This is a genomic window from Brucella sp. JSBI001 (assembly GCF_026014005.1).
Lineage (GTDB): Bacteria > Pseudomonadota > Alphaproteobacteria > Rhizobiales > Rhizobiaceae > Brucella > Brucella anthropi.
Genome location: NZ_CP110339.1, coordinates 3,604,963 through 3,625,984, shown reverse-complemented (window position 1 = coordinate 3,625,984; position 21,022 = coordinate 3,604,963). Strand labels below are relative to the sequence as shown.

The following is a 21,022-nucleotide window of genomic DNA, read 5'->3' as shown; positions in this document are numbered from 1 at the left end:
AAATATTGTGAGGAACTTTTACGATCCTGCTTGCGCTTGCAATTTCAGGTAGTTAGAGCATCTGTCTGCCTGACCGATTCAGGCTGTGTGTTTTAAGCAGTTGTTTCAGCCGTATTTACGCGATGTCGAAACCTCCCTTTCGTCAGCGAATTCGTTCTGGCAATGGCTTGCACAGACACCGTTTTAATTTGCGCTGAAAGGACCAGCATCGTGGAGCAGGCAAAGAACGGAACCCGTAAGGGTGGGCGCAAGGCGCTGTGGGCGGCAGTTGCGGTAATCGCTATCGCTGCCGCCGGTTTGACCGGATACAAGATCACACTTGAGAAGACGATCACGTCGCAGCTTGAGAAGCGTGGCGGCAAAGCATCTTCCGTCGAAGCCGACTTTCTCGGACGTATTCATCTGCGCGACGTGACGTTGCCGTTGAAGGATGGCTCCAACGTTCGTATCGCTTCGGTTGACGGTCGCCCCAAGTTTCTGTTCCTGACCGGCATGTTGAATGCGTCGGGCATTGATACGGAGATCGGAAACTACAAGATTTCCATTCCAAGCGTGGCAATCGAAGACGCTAATTTCGATACAGCCATGCTGAAGGATACTTTCGGCAATAGTGGTCTGACGCTGCCGGAACGCGTTGGTCGTTTCTCGGCAAAGCGCCTGACTGCGCAGGAAATCAAGGTTGTCCAGACAGTCGCGAATAACGAACAGAACATCGTCTATAAAGACGTTGCGCTGGAAGATATCAACCTCGGTAAGGTTGCTCGTTATACGGCGGGCGGCACGATTTTCGACTTCACGATCCAAGTGCCGGGTGAAGACGGCGAAAAAGTCACGGACAAGATGACAGGCACCATGGGTGCCGCAGAGGGCAAAGACATTGATGGTGTCTTCCTCGCCCGCCTCTATACCGAAAAGGCAGGCCCGGACGATAAGGAAGCAAAGCCGGTCTATGGCCCGTTTTCGGCGAAGAACATCGTCATGAAGACGAAGGATGCGAACTTCAGCTACGATGAGATTCGCAGCAACGGTTTCACGGCTCGTATGCCCGCCGTACCGTTCACCGAAACCTTGGAGAAGCTCCAGTCTCTCGAAAATGCGGACGAACTTTCACAGGAAGAGACGCGCGAGCTTATTCTTCAGTTGAGTTCCCTGTTCGACACGATCGGTAAGGGCGATGTCGAAATGCTCGGCATGAAGATCGAGCCAACTGATGCATCGAAAGGCAAGGGCGGTATCGAACGCGTCGCAGTTGCTTTCGACAATCAGAAGATGGATGCGACCATCAAAGGCTTGGCCTTCTCCGAAGGTCAGGACTACATGAAGATGGAGGAAGCTTCCTTGAAGGGCTTCTCCTGGGCGACTTCAGTCGAAGCCTTGAAGAAGTTTGCGGCGCTGAATGAGGACGAAGTTGAAAACTTCCCTTTCACGACCATGCTTCCGGAATTCGGCACGCTTCGGGTAGTGGGGATCGACGCCGATCTGCCATACGAAAAGTCTGAAGATGTGGACGCAGGCGAGGAAAATGCGGATGAGGGAGAGCAGGCTGCAACCGAAGAATCGTCGGTTCCTTCGCTGCCTGAACGCATTCAGTTTGCCATGAAGAGCTATGAAGTCGCTCTCAACAAGCCTTACAACGGTATTCCGACCGATGTGCGCGTCGCGTACGAAGACATGTCGATCAAAGTGCCGACACAGGCTGATGACGAATTCTACCAGCAGCTTCGGAAGCTTGGCTATGATAGTCTCACCATGTCTTCAAACTTCGAAGCAAGCTGGGATGAGGCAAATCAGGATCTGATCATCAAGGACATTTCGATCAGCGGTAAGGATATGGGTTCCGTATCCATGTCTGGTTTGATGGGCGGCCTGACGAAGGAATTCTTCTCTGGCGATAAGGTGATGATGCAGGTCGCTCTGCTCGGGCTCAAGGCCAAGCAGGTAAACCTGAAGGTTGAGGAAAAGGGCATTATCGCCAACGCGATCAAAATTTATGCCGAAGAAAAAGATATGTCGGAAGACGAAGTACGCGGCACGATGTCTCTGATGGCTGCAGCCGCTCTGCAAGAGCTGGCAGCGGAGCAGCCACAGTTGCAGGATGTTGCGACGGCGTTTTCGACGTTCCTGGCTAAGCCGAATATTTTCGAGCTGACTGTCAAGTCGAAAGCCGAAAAAGGCATTGGCGCTCTCGAAATGGTAGCTGCATCGCAGGATCCGACCTTGCTGCTCGACAAGGTCGATATCGAAGCCAAGGCGGAATGATCGACTATTCCGCTGATCTGAGCGAAACGCCGGCCTTTGGCCGGCGTTTCTGTAATCAGAGCTTCACCAAAACATTACACAAGGGTCATGCCCTTGATATATAAGGGTCCTAGTAAGCCTCGGAAATAACGAGGCCAACATGACCAGAAAAAATGTCCTGCTTATCGTCGTTGATCAATGGCGAGCAGATTTTATCCCCCACCTGATGCGGGCGGAGGGGTGCGACCCCTTCCTCAAAACTCCCAATCTTGATCGCCTTTGCCGGGAAGGCTTGACCTTCCGCAACCACGTCACAACCTGTGTGCCATGTGGACCAGCAAGGGCAAGCCTGCTTACTGGCCTTTACCTGATGAACCATCGGGCAGTGCAGAACACTGTTCCGCTTGATCAGCGCCATTTGAACCTCGGCAAAGCCCTCCGCGCCATCGGCTATGATCCCGCGCTCATTGGTTACACGACGACGACGCCTGACCCGCGTTCGACGTCCCCAAGAGATCCGCGTTTCACGGTTCTTGGCGATATCATGGACGGGTTTCGCTCAGTGGGCGCATTCGAACCCAATATGGACGGATATTTCGGCTGGGTGGCGCAGAACGGTTTTGAACTGCCGGAGAACCGGGAAGATATCTGGCTGCCAGAAGGTGAGCATTCCGTTCCCGGTGCTACCGACAAACCGTCGCGTATCCCGAAGGAATTCTCGGATTCTACATTCTTCACCGAACGTGCGCTGACATATCTGAAGGGCAGGGACGGCAAGCCCTTCTTCCTGCATCTCGGTTACTACCGCCCGCACCCGCCATTCGTCGCTTCCGCGCCTTATCATGCGATGTACAAGGCCGAAGATATGCCTGCGCCGGTTCGCGCGGAAAGTCCGGACGCCGAAGCGGCACAGCACCCGCTTATGAAGCACTATATCGATCATATCAGGCGTGGTTCGTTTTTCCATGGGGCGGAAGGCTCCGGCGCAACGCTGGACGAAGGCGAGATTCGCCAGATGCGCGCCACCTATTGCGGCCTGATTACGGAAATCGACGATTGTCTGGGGCGGGTCTTCGCTTACCTTGATGAAACTGGTCAGTGGGACGACACACTAATCATCTTCACCAGCGACCATGGCGAGCAGCTCGGCGATCATCATCTGCTCGGCAAGATCGGCTACAACGACGAAAGTTTCCGTATTCCTTTGGTTATAAAGGATGCGGGAGAGAACCGGCACGCTGGCCAGATCGAAGATGGGTTTTCCGAAAGCATCGATGTCATGCCAACCATCCTCGAATGGCTCGGCGGGGAAACGCCGCGCGCTTGCGACGGGCGTTCGCTGCTGCCGTTTCTGGGTGAGGGGAAACCCGCCGACTGGCGCACAGAATTGCATTACGAGTTCGATTTCCGCGACGTCTTCTACGATCAGCCGCAGAACTCGGTACAGCTCTCCCAGGATGATTGCAGCCTCTGCGTGATCGAGGACGAAAACTACAAGTACGTGCATTTTGCGGCCCTGCCGCCGCTGTTCTTCGATTTGAAGGCGGACCCGCACGAATTCAACAACCTGGCTGAAGACCCCGCTTATGCGGCTCTCGTTCGCGACTACGCCCAGAAGGCTTTGTCGTGGCGGCTGTCTCATGCCGACCGGACACTGACCCATTACAGATCCGGCCCGCAAGGGCTGACAACGCGCAACCATTGATCTCAGGAGCAACCAAATGATCAATCTGACCCGACGCGGGATGCTTGGCCTTTCAGCCGGTGCCGCCGGTTCGCTCGTCCTGCCGCGATTTGCAATCGCACAGGCTGACAATCGCCCATCGATCACTATTGCTGTGCAGAAGGTGGCAAACAGCAACACGCTCGACGTTCTTCGCGAACAGTCGAATGTCGGCGAACGCGTTTTCTTTTCCAGTATCTGGGAGGCGTTGATCGACCGCGACTGGCTGGGCGGTCTTTCGGCTGTGCCTGGTCTTGCGACCGAATGGACCCGCATCGATGACAAGACGGTTGAGCTAAAGCTCCGTCAGGGGGTGAAGTTCCACAATGGCGATGAGATGACCGCCGAAGACGTTGCCTTCACTTTTGGCAAGGAGCGCATGTTTGGCGACACGCAACCAGCCGAAGGCAAGACGATTTACGTCACGGAGAAAAATCCGCTCGGTCGTGAAAGCAAGGAACTGCCGCTTGAAGTGCCAGCGACGGCCCGTCGTTCCTGGCCAGCCTTGCTGGGTGTCGAAATTGTCGACAAATACACGGTGCGCTTCAAGAACGGTACGCCAGACGTCACCATGGAAGGCCGTATCTCCCGTTACGGCAGCCAGATTATGAGTCGTCGTGGCTGGGAAGAGTCGCCTAGCTATCTCGACTGGGCGCGCAAGCCGGTTACCACCGGGCCCTACAAGGTTGTCGAGTTCAAGCCGGACAACATGTTGGTGCTCGAAGCTCACGACGAATATTGGGGTGGACGCCCACCGCTGAAGCAAATCCGTTTCATCGAGGTGCCGGAAGTTGCCTCCCGCATCAATGGTCTGCTCTCGGGCGAATATCAGTTTGCCTGCGATATTCCACCGGATCAGATCGAAGGTATCGAAAAGAATGACGCTTTCGAGGTTCAGGGCGGTACGATCCTCAACCACCGTCTAACTGTGTTCGACAAGTTCCATCCGCAGCTGGAAAATCCGTTGGTGCGTCGCGCATTTACCCATGCGATCGACCGTCAGGCGATCGTGGATTCGTTGTGGGCCGGTCGTACGGTCGTTCCGGCTGGTCTCCAGTGGGACTACTATGGCGATATGTTAGTTCAGGGCTGGAGTGTTCCGGAATATAACCCGGATCTCGCCAAGCAGCTTCTGAAGGAAGCCGGTTACAAGGGCGATGCCATCCCTTACCGCCTGCTCAACAACTACTACACGAACCAGACCCCAACCGCGCAGATCCTTGTGGAGATGTGGAACCAGGTGGGGCTGAACGTCGAAATTCAGATGCAGGAAAACTGGCAGCAGGTTCTGGAGAAGAGCCCGGGGCGTGCCGTACGCGACTGGTCCAACTCCGCACCGTTCAACGATCCGGTTTCGTCTATCGTCAGCCAGCATGGTCCGAACGGTCAGCAGCAACAGGTTGGTGAATGGACGAATGAGGAGGCGAACAAGCTTTCCGTCATTATGGAAACGAGCACGGATCACGCCAAGCGCAAGGAAGCATTCAAGCGGATGCTGGAAATCTGCGAACGTGAAGATCCAGCCTACACCGTCCTCCACCAGAACGCGACTTTCACCGCCAAGCCGAAGTCATTGAAGTGGAAGGCGGCGCCCGCTTTCGCGATGGACTTCCGCAAAAACAACTGGGCCTGATCCATTTGTAGAGGCGAGCCCGGTTCAATCGGGCTCGCTTTTCCTTTGGGGTTTCAAACCCCGCGACTGTGAATGAACCAGAAGGATTGCATGATGCCGCTGGTCGAAATTTCCAATCTCAAAGTGGCCTTTGATGGCGTACCGGTTCTGCATGGTATCGACCTTTCGATTGAGCGAGGCGAAGCTGTCGGATTAGTCGGGGAGTCCGGCTGCGGCAAGTCTGTCACCTGGCTGGCAGCGCTCGGTCTCTTGCCGAAAAAGGCGTCGATCTCCGGTAGTGTTCTCCTTGAAGGAACAGAATTGCTGACCGCATCGCGCAGCACGCTCGAAGGTGTTCGGGGTGGCCGTATTGCGATGATCTTTCAGGATCCATCGAGTTCCCTAAATCCGGTTATTCGGGTCGGGCGCCAGATTGAGGAGGCCGTGCGGCTTCATCGCAATTTGAGAGGACCTGCAGCCCGATCAGAAGTTTTGCGATTGATGGAACTGGTGGGAATACCCGATGCCCGTCGCCGCATCGATAATTATCCGCACGAATTTTCCGGTGGCCAGAACCAGCGTTTGATGATTGCCATGGCGCTGGCGGGCAATCCTGATATCCTTATCGCGGATGAGCCCACGACAGCACTTGATGCTACGATTCAGGCTCAAATTCTTGATCTATTGGCTGCATTGCGTGCGGAAACCGGCATGGCTGTGGTCTTTATCAGCCATGATCTTGGTGCAGTGTCGCAAATTTGCGAACGTGTTTCCGTCATGTATGCCGGGCGTATCGTTGAACAGGCCCGGACCGAAGCACTCTTTGCTGCTCCGCGCCATCCTTATACGCACGGCCTGTTCGATTCCATTCCGAACCTTGATAGCGGGCGCAATCGTCTGATCCCCATTGAGGGCACAGTTCCTGAGCCGGGCAAGCTTCCGCAAGGTTGCGCATTTTCGCCACGCTGCTTGAGCGCGAATGATCTCTGCGCGCGAAGCCTCCCCAGACTCGGTGTTCCGCAGGACGATGCCGGTGAGGGGCGTATGGTCGCCTGTTTTCATCCCTATTCGGCCGCGTCGTATTTGCTGCCGTCCATCGGCGGCCATATTTCAACCCCGGCGAGCACAAGGGCAATAGCACAATGACAGCCGCTCTCATCGAAGCTCGCGACCTTGTCAAAACCTACACATCGCGCAAAGGTCCGTTCGCAAAACCGGTCGCGGTGCGCGCGGTCGACGGGCTTTCCATATCGGTCGCTCCGGCGACAACACTGGGCATTGTTGGCGAGTCCGGTTCGGGTAAATCCACGACCGGGCGGCTGCTTCTCGGTCTGGAAGATCCCAGCGAGGGAGAGGTGACGTTTGAAGGTTCAGCCCTACCTCGCCAGAAAACCGCAAGCTGGCGCGCTTTGCGGGCGCGTATGCAGCTTGTCTATCAGGACCCTCTGGCAGCTTTGGACCGACGGTTGCCGATTGGCCGTCAGATTGCTGAGCCACTGGAGATTCACGGAATTGGAATCGCTGCTGAGCAGAAAGCGCGTGTTGCAGAGCTGATGCGAGCGGTCGGCCTTCGTCCCGATCAGGCTTCGCGCTATCCGCATGAGCTTTCAGGCGGGCAGCGCCAGCGTGTCGTCATTGCACGCGCCATCGCATGCAAGCCGCAACTCATTGTTTGCGACGAACCTGTATCGGCGCTGGATGTTTCCATTCAGGCGCAGGTTGTGAATCTTTTGCGCGATTTGCAGGAACGCGAAGGCATCGCCATGGTTTTCATCAGCCATGATCTGAAGGTGGTACGCAATATTTCGGATCGTGTTGCGGTCATGTATCTGGGCCGGATCGTCGAAGAGGCGTCCTCGGACGAGATTTTTGCCAAACCGCTTCACCCCTACACGCAGGCGCTGGTGTCCAGTGTCCCTGTCGCTGGAATTCCTCTCAGTAATCGCATCATCCTGCAGGGAGAGCCGCCGAACCCTGCCGCGCGACCTAATGGCTGTGCGTTTCACCCCCGTTGCCGTTTCGCGGCTCCGCGCTGCAGCAGCGAGACACCTGAACTTCTCGACATGCCAGCGGGACGCAAAGTGGCCTGCCATTTTGCAGGAAGCCTGCAGACGGACAATATTCATGCTTAGATTTTTGATGGTTCGCGGGGTTCGCGCATTTGTGACCATTCTTCTTGTGGTGACATTCGCTTTCGTCGTTTTGCGTATGTCCGGTGATCCGGCCCAGATCATCATGGGACCGGACGCGCCACCGGAAGCGATAGCTGCCTTCCGGAAGAACTGGGGGCTCGATGATCCGCTCTGGCAGCAATATTTGCGCTATTTCGGCGCTATTGTGCGCGGCGATCTTGGGATATCGATGCGCGATGGTCAATCTGCAATCGCACTGGTGACCGAGCGCATTCCCGCGACGCTTCAACTTACGATACCGGCATTGTTGATCAAACTTGGGCTTGGCATTCCGGCCGGAATTTATGCTGCGTTGCATCGCAACAGCTTCATAGACCGGGCTGTCATGGCTACTGCCGTCATCGGCTTCACTTTACCGAGTTTTGTACTTGGCTTGTTGCTCGTGCTGGTGTTCTCGGTTTCGTTGGGCTGGTTGCCCTCGGGCGGGCAGGACAGCTGGATGCATGCCATTCTACCCATAATCACCATGGGGCTCGGCGGCGCGGCCATTCTGGCGCGGTTCTCCCGCAGCGCAATGATCGAGATTCTGGGGCAGCCCTATATTCGCACGGCGAGCGCCAAAGGTGTGTCCTGGCGAAATGTTGTCTGGCGTCATGCACTGCCTAACGCGGCCATTCCGATTGTCACTATCGTCGGATTTATGGTCGGATCGCTGATTGCAGGTGCGGTGGTGGTTGAATCGCTCTTTTCTTGGCCAGGCGTGGGCAGACTGCTCGTGGTTTCGGTAGCCAATCGCGATCTTGCTATCGTGCAATGCATATTGCTTCTCGTGGCCGCGACGATGGTGATCTCCAATTTCATTGTTGATCTTCTCTATGGTTATCTCGATCCGCGTCTGCGTCAGGCGCAGGGCAAGGCGTGAGGCTGAACCGATGACGGATATGACCGCCAATACTGCCACTGTTTCCACGCAACCGAAAAAGAGCCGTAAAAGCATTCCGCTGATGGTTATCATCGGCTTTATCTGGATCGCCGCAATGATCCTGATTGCGCTGACTGCGGACTGGATAAAACCCTACAACATCACAGCCTTTGACCTGAAAAACCGCCTCGCACTGCCGGGGAACGCACAGCATTGGCTGGGTACCGATGAGCTGGGACGTGACGTGCTTTCACGCCTTATCGAATCCATTCGCATTTCGCTGCTCATCGCGTTTGGTGCGACGATCATTTCAGCGGTGTTCGGGACGACACTCGGTTTTCTCGCAGCTTATTTTCGAGGCGCGGTGGAGCAGGTTGTGGTCATGCTGGCTGATTTTCAGGCGGCGTTGCCATTCCTGATTTTGTCTCTTGCCGTGCTGGCATTTTTCGGAAGCTCGCTTCTTTTGCTGACCTGCCTGATGGGCTTCTACGGCTGGGAACGTTATGCCCGTATCGCGCGTGGGCTGGCTGTCTCAGCGAATGCACAGGGTTATGCAGCAGCGGTTACCCAGCTCGGCGCTACGCCGTCGCGAGTGTATCTCAAACACATCCTCCCGAACATTGCTTCAACGCTAATCGTCTCGATGACGCTGACATTCCCGGAGATTATTCTCCTTGAAAGCAGCCTCTCGTTTCTGGGCCTCGGTGTGCAGCCGCCGATGACCAGCCTTGGTAATATGGTTGGTTATGGTCGCGAATATCTCACTCGCGCACCGTGGATCATGCTCGCGCCGTCATTTGTGATCATGTTCACGACGCTGTCGATCAGCTTTGTGGGTGATTGGCTACGCGACAAGCTGGACCCGACCACGAGATAAGACCGGTCACCTTCCAACACTTGGACCTTGCGATTCTGAAAGCGAGTTGTTTAGTGTGAGGCGACAGAATTTTTATAGGAACTGACGTCTTATGTTGAAGAATATCAATCCATTGCTGACCGGCTCGCTGCTCGAGGTTCTTGCCGATATGGGGCACGGAGACGATCTCGTGATTGTTGATGCCAATTATCCGGCGCAGTCCTCTGGTGTCCACGTGCTGGACTTTCCGGGGATCACTGCAACGGATATGGCCGAGGCTGTGTTGTCGCTGTTGCCTTTGGACGATTTTGTCGACAAGCCAGCCGCCGTCATGCAGGCGCCCAATGAAACGCCGGCGATTTTCAAGGAATTTGAATCGGTCATAGAAAAGGCTGAAGGGCGAAAGATTTCCGTCGATCCAGTTGAAAGATTTGCTTTTTATCACCGCGCTCGCGATGCGTTCGCGATCATTCGGACCGGTGAGAAGCGGCTTTATGGCAATATCATTTTCAAGAAGGGTGTCATCCGCTCTTGAACGGTTAAATTGACATCGGTGTATGAAAAACCCGGGCATTGAGCCCGGGTTTTTTTATTTCAGCTTTATTCCTGTGGCTTCTCTGCCTGATCCTTCATCGAGCCTTTGTGCTCACCACCTTTGTGGTTGCCCATATGATGTGGACCTTTGTGGTGAGAGCCTCTGGCTTGGTGATGCATCTTCGCGGCGCGCATTTCGCTACGATCGATTTTGCCATCCTCATTTCGATCCAGTGCAGCGAATTCCTTCTTGCGCTGATTTTCCACTTCCGCAAGCGTAACCTTGCCATCACCATTGACGTCGAGGCGACGCTCCATGCGGTCAGCTGCCCGGCTCACGATGCGCTTGAGTGCCAGTGCTTCGATTTCGGCGCGAGAAAGTACGCCGTCGCCATCGGTATCGGCGGCCTTGAGGTCATCCATGCGTGAGAATTTATCAAGGTCGACAGGGCCACGCTTGCCCTTCATGTCCTTGTTTGGGGCAACGGCCGTCTCTGCTGCCGGTTTATCAGTATTTGCACTGCTATTTTCTTGTGCCAGTGCGGGTACAGCAAGCAAAGATGTTGCAATTACAGCGATAAATGCGGTCTTCGATTTCATGGCAATTTGACTCCATTACTCTTTACAGGGGCGCCGCTAAAAGGCGTGCGAGTAATGTCTGTCTTTTTAGATGAACCGCATATGAATATGCCAATTAATTATCGGTAATGTATTGGGGAGTGTATGAGCAAACCAGAGCTGAAGCATTCTCCAAAGCGAAAAATCATCCGCAGGCACTGAGACACATATTCGTTCGGGCGAGAAGAATTTTTCTGATCCATCAGGATCAGTTATCAGCGGAAGCGTTTGTTTTCAGAAGAGAAAATGGTGGGTGATGTAGGGATCGAACCTACGACCCGCTGATTAAGAGTCAGCTGCTCTACCAACTGAGCTAATCACCCACTCGCTTTGCCGAGGCAGCGGCCCCGGTGAAGTGAGCGGTTCTATAACGGCCTCTTTTCCACCTGTCCAGCCTCCAACTGCAAAATTTCTGAAAAAAATAACAGCTTGCGTAAAAAGCCCGGAAATGCGGGCCTTCCGAAAATCCATATCTGCGCGTTACCGGTGTCTTTTTCAGGGTATGTGCATTCTGGTTGTGTTTTCTGGTCGCTCTTTTGAGAATCAAAAATGAGAGATTCTTGATTTGATTCATTTTTTCACGTTTTCGGCGTTGTAAGCGGAACCCTGCGGCTCCATATTCGCCGATGCTGGACTAATACGTGCGGTGGGGAGGTTTCGTTCAGGGAGTAGAGTCACGCTGCAAATGTCGCAGCCATGTCATCAATTATTGATGCTTGTCTGAGAAACTACGGCATATAAAAGACTTGATCGGTTGGTAGTGGTTCTGAAGTCACGGACACCGGCGCCGCCCCTAAGATTTGTCAGAGCAAGGCGCTTTATGCACCGGGTTGCCCTTGCCGAAGAAAACAGAAACGGCTCATATCGTTTCAAAATCCGGTTCGCGACATTTGAGGACGGAATGGAAAGTATAATAGGCGATCTCGGACAGTTTATTTCCGATCATCGGGCATGGGCTGGGCCTATCGTGGGCGTTATCGCCTTCGGCGAATCTCTCGCCATTATAGGAATGTTCATTCCAGCTACGCCGATCATGATCGCTATTGGCGGCCTCGTGGGTGCCGGAATCATCGAACCCATTCCCGTTATAATCGGTGCGATTATCGGCGCAGTGATTGGCGATATCATCTCCTATTTCCTGGGCTGGTGGCTGGGCCGCAATATTATTCACAAGTGGCCGCTCAACAAGCACCGCAGCGGTGTGGCGCGTGCACGCCTTCTCTTCCGTCGCTATGGTTTTTCTGCAGTGTTCCTTGGTCGTTTCTTCGGCCCCGTGCGCTGTACCGTGCCGATGGTTGCCGGTATGATGTCTATGGATCAGACGCGCTTCCAGACAGCCAATGTCCTCTCCGCGCTTGTATGGGCTCCGCTGATGTTCCTTCCGGGCTGGCTGGCAGGTCGTGGAGCAGGCGTTTTCGCCAGAATGGATGGCGATCACATGTTCTGGTTCGTGATCGGAATCACTATCGTCACCATCATTGCGACGGTTATCGGTGTGCGCTTTTTCAAAGCTCGTCCACGTCGGGAGCGTAAGCGCCGCGTTCAGGTCTCTCCAGCCGAATAATCGACCTCTTGTGCTACAGGCTTCGGTCTGCATAATAACAGACCATATGTTCCATGTGGCAACCGGTGTGGCTGAGGATTCAGGCCTCGCGACACCTCATATAAGGTTCATCGCGCTTTATGCCCGACGACAGTTCTGACGATTCGTCTTCTCGAAGTCCGAATTCCCCGGAGGGGTGTTCGGGCTTCCAGCGCATTGAACAATTCCCGATAGACTGCGCCCGGAAGAGACTGGACTGCACAAATGCAGCCCGGTCACAAAGCTGTTGCGACGAATTTCCCAATTTCCATTTCTGCTGATCTTTAAAGGAGCCGACACATCATGGACTGGTCCATGGACTGGATTGCCGACCCCAATGCCTGGATAGGTTTGGTGACATTGGTGGTGCTCGAGATTGTTCTCGGTATCGACAATCTCGTCTTTATTGCCATTCTGGCCGACAAACTGCCCCCACACCAACGTAATCGCGCGCGACTTATCGGCCTTACTCTGGCTCTTTTGATGCGTCTGGTGTTGCTGGCGTCGATTTCCTGGATCGTCACCCTCCGTGAGCCATTGGTTTCGCTGATGGGAATGTCTTTCTCGGGCCGAGACATCATCATGCTAATTGGTGGTCTGTTTCTCCTTGCCAAGGGCACGATGGAGCTGCATGAGCGGCTGGAGGGTGATCATGGGCCTAAGAGTTCCAAGGTCGTACATGCTGTGTTCTGGCAGGTGATCGTTCAGATTGTCGTGCTTGATGCCGTGTTCTCGCTGGATAGTGTCATCACGGCTGTGGGCATGGTTCAGCATCTGCCGGTCATGATGATTGCTGTCATTATCGCCATCGGCGTGATGATGCTTGCTTCCAAGCCGCTGATGGATTTTGTCAACAAACACCCCACCGTTGTCATCCTGTGTCTTGGCTTCCTGATGATGATCGGTTTCAGTCTGGTCGTGGAGGGTTTCGGCTTCCATATTCCAAAGGGATATCTTTATGCGGCGATCGGCTTCTCGGTGTTGATCGAAGCGGCCAACCAGATGTCGCGACACAATCGCGAAAAGCTGGTCACGACCAACGATCTGCGAGAGCGCACTGCGGGTGCCGTCCTGCGTCTACTCGGTGGCAGTCGCGGCGAAAGCCCGCTTTCCGACACGGTTGACGTGATTGCCCAGCAGACAGCGGCCAGTGATGTCTTCCTGCCGGAAGAAAAGGAAATGATCCGCGGCGTTCTTGATCTGGCTGATCGACCTGTGCGTTCCATCATGTCGCCGCGCAACGAGATCGAGTGGCTTGACCTCGATGAAGACGAAGCAGAACTTGATGCGGCCATTCGGGAGCTGTCACATTCTCGCGTCATCGTCGCGCGCCGTCAGGTGGACGAGTTCATCGGTGTGGCGTTGGTCCGGGACCTTTTGCTCGACATTGGTGACAAGAAGCCTGTCGACTGGGACAAGATCGTAAAGCAGCCGCTTGTCGTGCATGAAAATGCAAACGTGCTGCGCGTTATGGAGCAGTTGCGTAATTCACCTGTCCAGATCGCAGTCGTCGTCGATGAGCATGGCTCTTTCGAAGGTGTCGTGACGCCGACCGACGTTCTGGAAGCCATTGCTGGTGAGTTCCCGGATGAAGACGAAGAGGCGGCTGTCGCGCAGTCGGACGGGCAGGGTGGTTATCTTGTAGACGGCTTTACCGATATTCGCCGGTTAAGCGGCCTTCTGGAACGCGACCTTCTGGATGACGGTGACCGTTATACTACCCTTGCTGGCTATGTTCTCTGGCATCTCGGACACCTGCCTTTGGGTGGAGAAAGCTTCGTTGCCGATGGCCTGGAGTTCAAGATTGAGTCGATGAATGGTCGTCATATCGGCAAGGTACGCATTGTCCCCTCATCCGACTATGAGGTTTAACAGGAATGAATTTGCGGGTTGTTTGGTCTGGCTCGCAAATTATTTCACGCAGTTAACTCCGATAAAATAAGTGGGTTATTGACAAAAGCCGAGAAGCCTTCAAAATTAACCTATCGTTCATTGTTGCGGCGAAAACGCGATGATATTTGAGCGTAAGGCAATGAGGAGGCCAGGCATGAAGCGAACCGTTCAGCTGCTCGCTACGAAAATGAAGAATACGGTTTTGCGTGTTCCGGGCTTTCTGGAGCGGCCTTGGAGTGAGATGAAGTTGAATGCGGAAGAGATTGCAGCCCGCCGCCGTAGTCGGCTGGAGCGTGGCGAGCATAACTTTCTCTGGTGCTGGCAGCATCGCGGTTTCTGGTAAGTCCAGAGTCTAAGAAAGTTATGAAGGCAGGAGACGGAGGTCTCCTGCCTTTTTGCATTTCATTTTATGGTTTCGCTCCTGATGAGAATTATTTTCTCACGCCAGCATGAGGTTTGGGTACGGGTTCCATGAATGGCGATAAAAGTAGTTTATATATTTAAATCAATGATTTAGATTGATTTTGTCTCTTCTCTCGTTAGATTTGTTTCCGAAAACAATCCAGTTTAGAGCGCTTTTCGCAAACAGCGTGGTGGGGATGGGTCTAATGAGAAAAATTATTCTATATGCGGCGGTAGCCCTCGGTCTCGGCTCTGCACCGGTTCAGGCACAGGAGCCGAAGGAAATACTCAATGTTTCCTATGACATTGCGCGGGAACTCTACGAACAGGTCAATCAAGCCTTCATCGCTGACTGGAAGACCAAGACCGGCGAGGACTTGACCGTCAATCAATCCCATGCTGGCTCCTCCAAGCAGGCGCGTTCTATTCTGGAAGGGCTTGAGGCGGACGTGGTGACCTTCAATCAGGTGACCGACGTTCAGGTCCTCCATGACAAGGGTAATCTGATTCCCGCGGACTGGCAGAAGCGGCTTCCTAACAACTCCTCGCCTTACTATTCGCTCCCTGCATTCCTCGTTCGTGAGGGCAATCCGAAGAACATCAAGAATTGGGACGATCTGGCGCGTGACGATGTGAAGGTGATCTTCCCGAACCCAAAGACCTCAGGCAATGCGCGCTATACTTATCTTGCTGCGACGGCTTACGCGAACGAGGCGTTCAAGGGTGATCAGGCGAAGGTACACGAGTTCATCGGAAAGATTTTCAAGAATGTTCCCGTCTTCGATACAGGCGGACGTGGAGCAACGACGACTTTTGCCGAACGTGGCATTGGCGACGTGCTGGTGACGTTTGAAGCTGAAACACGCGGGACTGAGAAAGTTCTCGGACCGGACAAGTATGATGTTGTTGTCCCAGAAGTCAGTCTGCTGGCGGAGTTTCCCGTTACGGTCGTCGACAAGGTGGTAGACAAGCGTGGATCGCGCAAGACAGCGGAAGCCTATCTGAACTATCTCTATTCACCGGAAGGTCAGGAAATTCTGGCTCAGAACTTCAACCGTGTGCACGACAAGGATGTCATTGCAAAGCACAAGGACATCTATCCTGATGTGCGTCTCGTGACGGTTGAAGATGCTTTCGGTGGCTGGGAGAAGGTGCAGAAGGAACATTTCGCCGAAGGCGGAGTGCTCGATCAGCTCTTCACTGGTAAGTAAACAGAGCCAACTGGCGATCCCTAACGGGATCGCCTTGCTTTTTGGAAAAATCCAGTGGCGCTTCTAAGCATGAAACGTAATTCTGTGCTGCCGGGGTTCGGACTGACCCTCGGCTGCACTTTGCTTTATCTGGCTGTTATCGTGGCCTTGCCACTGCTGGCCATGATTCTGAAAACGGCAAGTCTTGGCTGGAGTGACTTCTGGAGCATTGTGACTTCAGATCGGGCGCTAGCGACCTATAAGATCACCCTGAGCGCAGCCGCAGTGGCCACCGTTTTTAACGGCTTGTTCGGTCTTCTGCTGGCTTGGGTACTGACGCGATATGAATTTCCCGGCAAACGTCTGATCGATGCCGCCGTCGATCTTCCTTTCGCGCTGCCGACTGCCATAGCCGGTCTGGCATTGGTGACGCTATTTGCCCAAAATGGCTGGTTTGGACGGTTCCTTGAACCGATCGGGATAAAGGTTGCTTATGCGCCGCTCGGCATCATGATCGCGATGTTTTTCACCAGCATCCCGTTCGTTATCCGCACGGTTCAGCCGGTGCTTGAAGATATGAGTGCTGATGTGGAAGAAGCTGCCCGCAGCCTTGGGGCCAGCTCCTGGCAGACATTCTCACACATTATCTGGCCGACCATCTTTCCAGCTTTCCTTGCAGGCTCGTCGCTTTCCTTTGCCCGCAGCCTCGGTGAGTTTGGTTCGATTGTCTTTATCTCTGGCAATCTCCCCTTTGAAACCGAAGTGACGTCGTTGCTCGTTTTCATCCGACTCGACGAGTATGACTATCCTGCGGCCGCTGCACTTGCATTCGTGATGCTCGTTACGGCTTTCGTGATGCTTCTTGTGACCAATCTCATTCAAGCAAGGCAGCTTCGTTATGCCGAACGCTAGCGCAAGCCTGCAGGCACGAAATTCCGGACCGGTGCGCAATCTGTTGATCTGGCTGGCGGCTGGCTTGTCGGTGGTCTGCATTGGAGCGCCTCTGGCCATTATCTTCTCCTACGCATTCAGCAAGGGCGTCGATGTCTTCTTCGGTGAAATATTGAAGCCTGATACATTGCATGCGGTCTGGCTGACCATTCTCACAGCAATCGTCGTGGTGCCGATCAATATGGCGTTCGGTGTTTGTGTTGCTTGGCTTGTAACCAAGTTCCGTTTTCCGGGGCGGCGGTTGCTGATCACTTTCGTTGAGATACCGTTTTCAGTCTCGCCCATCGTGGCCGGTGTGACCTATCTCTTCCTGTATGGATCGCAAGGTTTGCTGGGGCCATTGCTGGAAACTTATGACATCAAGGTGATGTTTACGGTTCCGGCGATCTTCCTTGTCAGTCTCTTCGTCACTTCACCTTTCGTGGCGCGTGAACTGATTCCGCTGATGGAAGTGCAGGGGAGCGATGAAGAAGAAGCGGCTCTGACGCTTGGCGCCAATGCCTGGCAAACCTTCTTCTATGTCACCTTGCCCAATATCAAATGGGCTTTGCTCTATGGTGCGGTGCTTTGCAATGCGCGCGTGATGGGAGAGTTTGGGGCAACGTCGGTCGTTTCGGGTGCAATCCGAGGCAAGACCAATACGCTGCCGCTTCAGGTGGAACTACTGTTCAATGACTATAATGTCGCTGGTGCATTCGCTGCGGCTTCGACGCTCGCTTTGATCGCTCTTCTGACGCTCGTCTTGAAGGTTCTGCTTGAACGCAGGCAAGGTGCTTAAATACAAAAGAGCTGGAGCGGTTCCATTTTGACTGGAACCGCTCTCACGGTCACGCTGCTTGGGAAAGCGTGTTGGCTACCGGTTCTCTGTGAAGAGAGGATGCAAGGATAATCCCTTCCGGCCAGCGACTGAAACCACTTGCTACGTTGATATGGCCGGCATGGCCGAGATCGACAAATCCCGATCCCCAAACGTGCGAAAGGGCTTCAGCTTTGGCAAAGCTCATATATTCATCGTTGCGGCTTGCCACGACGATGGAAGGGAAGCCCAGCTCATGGCGCGGCAGCGGGGCAAAGCTCTGGAAACGGCTGTCCTTGCGGGCCATAGTTTCCGCGTCGGCAGGTGCAACGAGAAGGGCGCCCGCCACATGTGCTGCTGACGGTCGGCTGGCCAGATGTGCGACCAGTGCGCAGCCGAGACTATGGGCGACCAGAACGGCGCCCGGATTTTCGGCGAGTTTGGCTTCGAGTGCGTGCATCCAGTCGGATAGCACCGGATAGTGCCAGTCGTCCTGTTCGACGAGCAATGCTGACGGATCGTCATGCAACCATTGGCGCTGCCAGTGGCCTGCTTCCGATCCCTTGTAGCCGGGGATGATCAATGTCGCAGGCATGCGTTTTTCCTCTTGGATAAAGCCTTGGGAGGGCGTTTAATTTCGCAATTCGTTCCGTTTGCGAAACTGGTTCCAAGATAGGCGGCCATGGCCGCCATTTTAAGGAAAACAAATTCAAATTATGGCGGGTTTTGTAAAAAATATGCTCCGTCGTTATCTGCTTCTATTTTCTCTGTTTATCGTTCCAGCGCAGGAGAAACTGGGATTTCTCGAAGACCAGCACGACCACAAGCGACATCGCGAACGGGATAAGCAGGTAGAGCAGACGGAAGACGATCAGCGCAGCCAGAACATCAGCCTGATTCATATCCGGCAAGCCAGTCAGGAAAACGAGTTCCAGAACACCAAGGCCGCCCGGTGCGTGCGATATCAGGGCTGCAGAGAATGAGACCAGGAAGATGCCAAGAACAATGAGGAAACCGGGATTGCCGGCCTCTGGCAAGGCAAAATAAATGATACCCGCGGCACCGATCAGCTCCAGCGGTGCGACGATGAGCTGCTGCACCACAACCGACAGCCGCGGATATTCCAGACGGAAACTGCCGATCTGAAGCGGGCGCAGGCGCAGCCAGCTACCGAAGACATAAAGCAGTACGAATGCCAGCATCAAAAGCGCAATGACGATGGAGACGGTTGGTGTCAGTTCCTCGTTGAAGCGCATGAGAATATGCGGCTCCAGCAGGAGAACGACGCTGGAAGTAATGACAACACCAAGAATGAATGTGAATGAACAGAAAGCGATGAGGACGGCGATTTCGCTGCCGGGCATGCCTTGAGAAGAATATGCCCTGTAACGCACGACCGCACCGGAGACGACTGAAGCGCCAATATTGTGCGACAGCGCGTAGGTGGTGAAGGAGCAAAGCGCGATAAACAGCCAGGAAATCTTGCGTCTGAGGTGCAGCAGCGCGATGCGATCATAACCAGCAAGCGAACTGTAGGCCAGAAGTGCTGAAGCCGCCGCGAGTGCCCAATGATGGGCGCGGATGGCGTAAAGACTGTCCAGAACATCATCGAGCGAAATGCTGCGAAGTTCGCGATAGAGAAGCCAAGCCGAAATACCGACTGCGCAAATACCCACGACCGGCCAGATGTAATCCTTTGCTTTCATCAACCGGTCACCATGCCTTCATGCTTCATATCATCCCCTTTTTTGCCCATGATATCGGTCGACCCATCTCCCGATACTATCCCTAATGCGTCGGCCTGAAATTCGTTTTCCTCTGAAACGGTTTCGGTATTTTTCCTCTTGATCTCAGTTCCGATTGCCTTTGCCATGGCTGCTGCGATTTCTTCTTCTCCCAGAATGACGAAATCTGCGCCAAGATCATGCAAATATTGTGCTTCTGCCTTTGAACAGGCCCGCACGACGATGCTGATTTCCGGATTGGAGGCTCTGGCCAATGCCGTCACCCGCCCAGCCTCGAAAGCGTTGGGTATTGCAATAACCAGGTTTCGAGCCGTTACCGGACTGGCCGCCTTCAGTATATCTGAATCCGAGGCGTTCCCTGTAATAACCTGGATGCCTTTATCCTTGAGCGAGGCGCTGACTTTCGACGAATCCTCAATGACGAGAAAAGGCGTCTCTGCCTGCAATCCTGCTGCGATCCTTTCGCCGATCTGGCCGTAACCAACGATAATCGTGTGTGCGGTCAGTAAAGTCTGCGGCAATGGCTCGGGCTCGGAAATACTGAGTTCGGCACTGGTGTTATCACCGGCTGACGTTTCGCCTTTGCTTCGCTTTTCGATCCATGGTCGCATCCGTTCCGCGACAATGAACATGACCGGATTGAGGAAAATCGAGAGGATTGCGCCTGCGAGAATGAGGTCGCGTCCGGCTGGCGGGAGGAGATTTAGGCTGACGCCCAATCCCGCAAGAATGAAGGAGAACTCACCAATCTGCGCAAGGCTCGCCGAAATGGTGAGCGCTGTGCTGACAGGGCGACGGAAGGCGCGCACGATGAAGAATGCTGCGACCGATTTACCGATCAGAATGATGGCGAGCGTTCCGAGCAGGGGCAGCGGATCTCGAAGTAGACTCATCGGGTCGAACAACATGCCGACAGAGATGAAGAACAGCACTGCGAAAGCGTCGCGCAAGGGGAGGGACTCCTCCGCGGCTCGATGGCTGAGTTCGGATTCGCTCATCACCATGCCGGCGAAGAATGCGCCCAATGCGAAGGAAACGCCAAACAGATGGGCTGCGCCGAAAGCGACGCCCAGCGCAATCGCGAGCACACCAAGACGAAACAGTTCGCGAGAGCCGGTCTGAGCCACGACGTTCAGAAGCCACGGTATGACCTTACGCCCGACTATGAGCATCAGGGCGACAAACAGAACAACCTTGGCAATGGTGAGAAGGATGATGCCGCCAATGCCGAGGCCAAGCCATGAAACGATAGGATCACTCGCTGCTGAGCCTTCTGCACGGCCGGTTACACTGGCGACTGCTGGAAGCAACACCAGTGCCATGACCATGGCAAGGTCTTCGACGATCAGCCAGCCTACTGCGATGCGTCCACGTTCGGTGTCGATCAGGCGGCGCTCTTGCATGGCGCGCAACAGGACGACGGTACTGGCGGTCGAAAGTGCGAGGCCAAAAACCAGACCTGCCTGTACATCCCATCCAAGGGCGAGCCCAAGGCCCGTGCCGAGGGCTGCGGCTGCTGCAATCTGCGCGAGCGCGCCGGGTACTGCTATGGCTTTGACGGAAAGAAGATCTTTGAGGGAAAAGTGCAGGCCGACGCCGAACATCAGCAGGATGACGCCAATTTCGGCTAGCTGCAGAATCAGATCCTGATCAGCGACGAATCCGGGCGTGTGCGGGCCAGCAATGACACCAGCCAGAAGATAGCCGACGAGGGGGGAGATTTTCAGGCGGGTGGCTATCGCACCGAAGATGAAGGCCAGGCATAACCCGATGACGATTGTCGCTATCAAAGGCGTGTCATGGGGCATCAGGTGCCTTCCCCCTCTGG

At 54.4% G+C, this 21,022-nt stretch carries 18 protein-coding genes and 1 tRNA gene; 14 read left to right on the top strand and 5 right to left on the bottom strand.

Features of this window, described 5'->3' with window-relative positions:
- Positions 1 to 210: 210 nt before the first annotated feature.
- From LJ361_RS17205 to LJ361_RS17170, 8 genes are all read left to right on the top strand, one after another.
- A complete protein-coding gene (locus tag LJ361_RS17205) occupies positions 211 to 2,259 on the top strand; it encodes a hypothetical protein (protein WP_010659802.1) in 2,049 nt (682 codons plus the stop codon).
- A gap of 139 nt (positions 2,260 to 2,398) precedes the next feature.
- Positions 2,399 to 3,943 (top strand): phosphoric/sulfuric ester hydrolase PehA, encoded by a 1,545-nt coding sequence (gene pehA, locus LJ361_RS17200; RefSeq protein WP_029376076.1) that lies wholly within the window; start codon positions 2,399 to 2,401, stop codon positions 3,941 to 3,943.
- A gap of 16 nt (positions 3,944 to 3,959) precedes the next feature.
- On the top strand, positions 3,960 to 5,594 hold the full coding sequence (locus LJ361_RS17195; RefSeq protein ID WP_264812067.1) for an ABC transporter substrate-binding protein: 1,635 nt from the start codon (positions 3,960 to 3,962) through the stop codon (positions 5,592 to 5,594).
- 90 nt (positions 5,595 to 5,684) lie between these two features.
- Positions 5,685 to 6,719, top strand: coding sequence for an ABC transporter ATP-binding protein (locus tag LJ361_RS17190; RefSeq protein ID WP_010659806.1), 1,035 nt, complete (start codon positions 5,685 to 5,687; stop codon positions 6,717 to 6,719).
- On the top strand, positions 6,716 to 7,705 hold the full coding sequence (locus tag LJ361_RS17185; RefSeq protein WP_010659807.1) for an ABC transporter ATP-binding protein: 990 nt from the start codon (positions 6,716 to 6,718) through the stop codon (positions 7,703 to 7,705). The genes LJ361_RS17190 and LJ361_RS17185 overlap by 4 nt, the downstream gene beginning before the upstream one ends.
- Positions 7,698 to 8,627, top strand: coding sequence for an ABC transporter permease (locus tag LJ361_RS17180; RefSeq protein WP_010659808.1), 930 nt, complete (start codon positions 7,698 to 7,700; stop codon positions 8,625 to 8,627). Before LJ361_RS17185 ends, LJ361_RS17180 begins: the two co-directional genes overlap by 8 nt.
- A gap of 10 nt (positions 8,628 to 8,637) precedes the next feature.
- A complete protein-coding gene (locus tag LJ361_RS17175) occupies positions 8,638 to 9,504 on the top strand; it encodes an ABC transporter permease (protein WP_010659809.1) in 867 nt (288 codons plus the stop codon).
- A gap of 91 nt (positions 9,505 to 9,595) precedes the next feature.
- A complete protein-coding gene (locus LJ361_RS17170; RefSeq protein WP_010659810.1) occupies positions 9,596 to 10,018 on the top strand; it encodes an RbsD/FucU family protein in 423 nt (140 codons plus the stop codon).
- Between the two features lie 65 nt (positions 10,019 to 10,083).
- Here the strand turns inward: LJ361_RS17170 and LJ361_RS17165 are convergent, their stop codons facing one another.
- Together LJ361_RS17165 and LJ361_RS17160 are read right to left on the bottom strand one after the other, a co-directional pair.
- Complete coding sequence (locus LJ361_RS17165) at positions 10,084 to 10,617, bottom strand: EF-hand domain-containing protein (RefSeq protein ID WP_010659811.1); 534 nt, start codon at positions 10,615 to 10,617, stop codon at positions 10,084 to 10,086.
- A 265-nt stretch (positions 10,618 to 10,882) separates the two neighbouring features.
- Positions 10,883 to 10,958, bottom strand: a tRNA-Lys gene (locus tag LJ361_RS17160).
- Positions 10,959 to 11,536: 578 nt separating this feature from the next.
- Here LJ361_RS17160 and LJ361_RS17155 point away from each other — a divergent pair.
- The 6 genes from LJ361_RS17155 (at position 11,537) to cysW (ending at position 17,431) form a co-directional block, all read left to right on the top strand.
- Positions 11,537 to 12,199, top strand: coding sequence for a DedA family protein (locus tag LJ361_RS17155; protein ID WP_010659812.1), 663 nt, complete (start codon positions 11,537 to 11,539; stop codon positions 12,197 to 12,199).
- 321 nt (positions 12,200 to 12,520) lie between these two features.
- Positions 12,521 to 14,089 carry a TerC family protein gene (locus tag LJ361_RS17150; RefSeq protein ID WP_010659813.1) on the top strand — a complete coding sequence of 523 codons (1,569 nt, stop codon included), beginning with the start codon at positions 12,521 to 12,523 and terminating at the stop codon, positions 14,087 to 14,089.
- A 175-nt stretch (positions 14,090 to 14,264) separates the two neighbouring features.
- Positions 14,265 to 14,453 (top strand): hypothetical protein, encoded by a 189-nt coding sequence (locus LJ361_RS17145; RefSeq protein WP_010659814.1) that lies wholly within the window; start codon positions 14,265 to 14,267, stop codon positions 14,451 to 14,453.
- Between the two features lie 265 nt (positions 14,454 to 14,718).
- A complete protein-coding gene (locus LJ361_RS17140) occupies positions 14,719 to 15,723 on the top strand; it encodes a sulfate ABC transporter substrate-binding protein (protein WP_010659815.1) in 1,005 nt (334 codons plus the stop codon).
- Positions 15,724 to 15,792: 69 nt separating this feature from the next.
- Entirely contained in the window at positions 15,793 to 16,614 is an 822-nt protein-coding gene (gene cysT, locus LJ361_RS17135) for a sulfate ABC transporter permease subunit CysT (protein ID WP_010659816.1), read from the top strand.
- A complete protein-coding gene (gene cysW / locus LJ361_RS17130; protein WP_010659817.1) occupies positions 16,601 to 17,431 on the top strand; it encodes a sulfate ABC transporter permease subunit CysW in 831 nt (276 codons plus the stop codon). The genes cysT and cysW overlap by 14 nt, the downstream gene beginning before the upstream one ends.
- A gap of 49 nt (positions 17,432 to 17,480) precedes the next feature.
- Here cysW and LJ361_RS17125 read toward each other — a convergent pair whose 3' ends face one another.
- The 3 genes from LJ361_RS17125 to ybaL all read right to left on the bottom strand — a co-directional run bounded on the left by LJ361_RS17125 (position 17,481) and on the right by ybaL (position 21,002).
- On the bottom strand, positions 17,481 to 18,044 hold the full coding sequence (locus LJ361_RS17125) for an alpha/beta hydrolase (protein WP_010659818.1): 564 nt from the start codon (positions 18,042 to 18,044) through the stop codon (positions 17,481 to 17,483).
- Positions 18,045 to 18,207: 163 nt separating this feature from the next.
- The gene (locus LJ361_RS17120) at positions 18,208 to 19,155 is read right to left on the bottom strand and encodes a lysylphosphatidylglycerol synthase domain-containing protein (protein ID WP_010659819.1); all 948 of its coding nucleotides are present in this window, start codon (positions 19,153 to 19,155) and stop codon (positions 18,208 to 18,210) included.
- The gene (gene ybaL, locus LJ361_RS17115) at positions 19,155 to 21,002 is read right to left on the bottom strand and encodes a YbaL family putative K(+) efflux transporter (protein ID WP_010659820.1); all 1,848 of its coding nucleotides are present in this window, start codon (positions 21,000 to 21,002) and stop codon (positions 19,155 to 19,157) included. Before ybaL ends, LJ361_RS17120 begins: the two co-directional genes overlap by 1 nt.
- Positions 21,003 to 21,022: the final 20 nt, after the last annotated feature.